5 protein-coding genes are annotated in these 4,282 nt (G+C 43.3%); all 5 read right to left on the bottom strand.

What is annotated here, in order from left to right:
• Positions 1–130 precede the first annotated feature (130 nt).
• Positions 131–370, bottom strand: a complete 240-nt coding sequence (locus tag DET59_RS21230) for a YrhC family protein (protein WP_181778275.1) — start codon at positions 368–370, stop codon at positions 131–133.
• A gap of 102 nt (positions 371–472) precedes the next feature.
• Positions 473–1,609 (bottom strand): bifunctional cystathionine gamma-lyase/homocysteine desulfhydrase, encoded by a 1,137-nt coding sequence (locus tag DET59_RS21235; protein ID WP_113971578.1) that lies wholly within the window; start codon positions 1,607–1,609, stop codon positions 473–475.
• A gap of 2 nt (positions 1,610–1,611) precedes the next feature.
• Entirely contained in the window at positions 1,612–2,535 is a 924-nt protein-coding gene (locus DET59_RS21240; protein WP_113971579.1) for a PLP-dependent cysteine synthase family protein, read from the bottom strand.
• Between the two features lie 124 nt (positions 2,536–2,659).
• Positions 2,660–3,352 (bottom strand): 5'-methylthioadenosine/S-adenosylhomocysteine nucleosidase, encoded by a 693-nt coding sequence (gene mtnN, locus DET59_RS21245; protein WP_113971580.1) that lies wholly within the window; start codon positions 3,350–3,352, stop codon positions 2,660–2,662.
• Positions 3,353–3,367: 15 nt separating this feature from the next.
• On the bottom strand, positions 3,368–4,006 hold the full coding sequence (locus DET59_RS21250) for a class I SAM-dependent DNA methyltransferase (RefSeq protein WP_113971581.1): 639 nt from the start codon (positions 4,004–4,006) through the stop codon (positions 3,368–3,370).
• Between the last annotated feature and the right edge of the window lie 276 nt (positions 4,007–4,282).

The raw sequence follows: 4,282 nt of genomic DNA on the forward strand, positions 1-4,282 counted from the left end.
CCCTGGACACCCTTGCCTTCAGCTAACGGCTACAACGACCTTCACCGTTCGGGACTTGAACCCTAAAGCGTGTGCACATGCCGGGCACACCAAAAGAGCGGGTCCTCAATGAGAACCCGCTTTACATGATCTATTCATCTATAGATTGCATATCTTTTTTGTATTTGATCGCTTTTGTAAAAAATATAAGTGACAATCCGAGTAAAACAACGGTCCCTGTCATGAGGGTGATCGTTTTACTTGGTGTGACGGTTTCGGTTGGAATGATAACCCCTAAATACATAAAGACACTAAGTGCAAGTAACGTAAAACCAAATCGCTTGAAGTCGTTCATTTTTTGTTGAATGGTTCTCATTTTTGCGTTCTTCATGTGCATTCACCTACTTTAGAACTAGTAAACTCTCATTCTATGGTAACATATTATCTCATGTCAGCTACCATGTAATTGATACCAGTTCTGCCAATAGACGAATTACTTGGAGAGGGCATTTTCAATATCTTCAATCAGGTCCTCTACGTCTTCAAGACCGACAGAGATACGTACCAACCCATCTGTGATCCCTAACTCATTTCGGCGATCTGCCGGAATGGACGCGTGAGTCATGCGGGCAGGTACTGAGATTAAACTTTCTACAGCACCAAGACTTTCAGCTAATGTGAAGTATTTGGTGTTCGTGAGCAGACGATCGGCATTTTCTTCACTGCCTACATCAAAGGAGACCATTCCCCCGAAGCCGGATGCCTGTTTCTTGGCAATGTCATGATTCGGATGGGTTTCGAGTCCCGGATAGTAAACCTTTGATACTTTCGGGTGTGATGTCAGATACTCGACTATTTTCTTCGTGTTTTCTTCATGTTCTTCCATTCTCAGCCCTAAGGTTTTAATGCCTCGAATCAGTAACCATGAATCTTGTGGTCCAAGAACCCCGCCTGTTGAATTCTGTACAAAGAATAACTCTTCAGCAAGCTCTTCGGAATTCACAACGACCAGTCCTGCCACAACGTCACTGTGTCCGCCGATATATTTCGTTGCACTGTGAAGAACGATGTCTGCTCCCAGGCTGATTGGATTCTGCCAATAAGGAGTGCTGAATGTATTATCCACAATCGTCAATAAATTGTGCTTCTTGGCTAAGGAAGCTGCAGCCTCGATATCGGTAATTTTCAATAATGGATTTGTAGGTGTTTCAATGTATACAGCCTTTGTATTCGGCCCAATAGCCCGTTCAATATTGCCGATATCACTTGAATCAACGAAAGTGGATTCAATGCCGATGCGATTTAAGACCTTGGTCATGACACGATACGTTCCGCCATACACATCATCTGTCATGACTATATGATCTCCGCTATTGAACATCATCATAACTGCCGTAATAGCTGCCATTCCCGATCCGAATGCAAAGCCTTTTTCTCCGCCTTCCAGATCTTTAATCAACTCTTCAAGTGCGTGCCTTGTCGGGTTTCCTGAACGTGAATATTCAAAGCCTTTATGCTTTCCAACTTCATCCTGCTTATACGTACTCACCTGATAGATGGGAGTGGATACAGCACCTGTTTGAGGATCTGTAGGGATTCCGCCGTGAATTAATTGTGTTTTCTTTTTCATGATTAGAGTCCTCCTTCATATATTTTCTTACTTAAATAGCGCTCACTCGAGTCCGGGAAAATCGTGACGATATGGCTTCCCGGCTCTGCTTCTTCCGCTTCCTGTAATGCAGCATGCAGCACTGCACCAGAAGAACTTCCGACCAGCAAGCCTTCCATCAGCGCAAGCTCTTTTACTCGTTTAAAAGCATTGTCGTCCGTCACGGTATGGATGCTATTAAAATAGCTTGAATCCATATAGTGAGGTAAGAATTCCATGCCGATTCCCTCTGTTTTATGAGGTCCTGATGGTCCACCGTTCAAGATGGAGCCTTCAGGTTCAACAATGACTGTTTTGATGTTCTTATTTCTCTCCTTCAGGTACTGAGCAGTCCCCATGAAGGTACCCCCTGTCCCTGCTCCCGCAACAAAAGTTTGAATGTTGCCATCCATCTGATTCCACAGTTCAGGTCCCAACGTTTTGTAATACGTCTCCGGATTGGCCGCATTCCCGAATTGCTGCGGAGAATAAGAGTTGGGAATTTCCTTTACCAGTTCATTTGCTTTTGCAATGGCCCCCTTCATTCCTTCCTCGGTTGGGGTATGAATGATTTTGGCGCCTAATGCTTTCATAAGCTCCTGCTTTTCTATGCTGAATTTTTCAGGTACGCAGAACACGACATTGTATCCCGAATTCACAGCTGCAAGAGCCAGGCCGATTCCCGTGTTCCCTGCAGTCGGTTCGATGAGAGTGCCTCCCGGTTCTATTTTACCGTTACGGATGGCATCTTCTAATAATTCCCTGCCCAGACGATCCTTCACACTACCTCCAGGATTGAAGAATTCCAGCTTAGCAAAGAGGCGGACTCCTTTTTTTAATGGGAAGTTTGTAAGCTCGACAATCGGTGTATTCCCAATCAGGTCATGTACGCTTTTATACACGTCCATGTACTCAATCCCCCTTCATAAAAAAAGCTGACTCCATCCACCTCCCCTGTCCTCAAATACATATGATTGGACCGTATGTTTTGATGAGAAAGTTGGTACCCGGGTCAGCCGTATTTCCCTTGTATTAAACAGACTTTACAATGCTCATAACCATTTTGGCAGAGTGGAGGGCCGCCTTTTCTAGATATTGTTCGAAGGAAACATCTGATTCCTTGCCGGCAATATCAGAAAGAGAGCGGATAATGACAAATGGTACGTTAAATTGATGAGCCACTTGCGCAATGGCTGCCGCTTCCATTTCCACTGCCTGTAAATCAGTGAATTTGTCACGGATGGCTTCCACACGCTTAGGATCATTCATAAATGAATCGCCTGTGGCGATCAATCCTGACACCACTTGTGCATTTCCAAGCTCTTTCACGCTATCAATGGCTGTCTGCATTAATTTCCCGTCTGCTGTAAAAGCGGCCGGAAGCTGTGGTACTTGACCATATTCATACCCAAAAGCCGTCACATCCACATCATGATGCCTTACTTCTGTTGAGATGACAACATCCCCAACATTTAAAGAAGGATCGAATCCTCCGGCTGACCCTGTATTAATGATGCAGTCCGGGTTAAAATGCTGCAGAAGAACGGCTGTTGACATCGCTGCATTCACCTTGCCGATTCCTGAGCGAAGTAAAATCACTTCTTTGTCTTCCATCGTTCCACTTGTATATTCACACCCTGCGATTGTTTCCACTGTCGGGTTTGAAATATTTTCTCTAAGTAAGGCTACTTCTTCTTCCATTGCTCCAATGATGGCGATTTTCATTACTAAAACCTCTTTCTACTGTTTAGTCGCCTCCATAATCCACACAAAGGTATTTACTTGCTTAAAAGAGACTGAAAACCCATTCTGGTCCAATAATTCCCTTAGAACATCCAAGGTTGTGTAATATTCCCGTTTTAAATCTTCAGCAAGGTTGTAATACTCTTTTTTGATTGCTTGGGATATGGCGGCTTGATAGTGCTGATCCGTTTCAAACATCGTATCGGCAAATACTATTTTACCACCATGTGCCAGTAGCTTTCCATATATGCGAAAAGCTTTTCCCTTTTCTTCATCTGTTAAGTGATGGAATGCATAGGAGCTCACGATCGAATCTGCCCCTCCTTCTAAAGAGAAGTCGAGGAAATCTCCATCCGTGAACGTTACCTCTTTTCCAAGCTTCTGCATTCCAATGGCTCTCATTTCAGGGGAAGGTTCAAAAGGAACCACTTCAAGCCCTGCATCCAGTAATTTCCTGGTCAAATTCCCTGTCCCCGGGCCAAATTCAACGACTCTTCCCTTTGCCCGGGAAACGACTTCGTCAAGAATGGATTCATATTGTTCGAAAACCGCTTGATATTCAACGTCTTTCCCCGTTACTGTATCGTCATAAGAATCTGCCCAATCCTGGAACAAATCCAAAAATTCTCTACCCATGGTTCAGCACCTCAGTTACATTAAGTTTATAATTCCTATAAACATACTATGGATTAAAATTAAAACTGTTATTAAATTATCATATTCTTTGAATGAATTCAACAAATAATAATTGTAAAAAACGTTTTCCGCCTCTAAAATAAGGGGGACAACCTGTCTGTAAGAAGATCATAAGTAATAGAGACCTGCGGTAATATGTCAAATGAAAAATAACCGAATATGAAATTATCAAAGGTCAGGTTCCTTAAAAAAGGGATCACCAAACTAAACCAGTAA

It is taken from the genome of Rossellomorea aquimaris, assembly GCF_003315075.1.
GTDB classification, from domain to species: Bacteria; Bacillota; Bacilli; order Bacillales; family Bacillaceae_B; genus Rossellomorea; species Rossellomorea aquimaris_C.

Bases quoted from the DNA above. Each gene is read 5' to 3' on its own strand.
- DET59_RS21230 (WP_181778275.1), bottom strand. From the start codon at position 370: ATGAAGAACGCAAAAATGAGAACCATTCAACAAAAAATGAACGACTTC.
- DET59_RS21235 (WP_113971578.1), bottom strand. From the start codon at position 1,609: ATGAAAAAGAAAACACAATTAATTCACGGCGGAATCCCTACAGATCCT.
- DET59_RS21240 (WP_113971579.1), bottom strand. From the start codon at position 2,535: ATGGACGTGTATAAAAGCGTACATGACCTGATTGGGAATACACCGATT.
- mtnN (WP_113971580.1), bottom strand. From the start codon at position 3,352: ATGAAAATCGCCATCATTGGAGCAATGGAAGAAGAAGTAGCCTTACTT.
- DET59_RS21250 (WP_113971581.1), bottom strand. From the start codon at position 4,006: ATGGGTAGAGAATTTTTGGATTTGTTCCAGGATTGGGCAGATTCTTAT.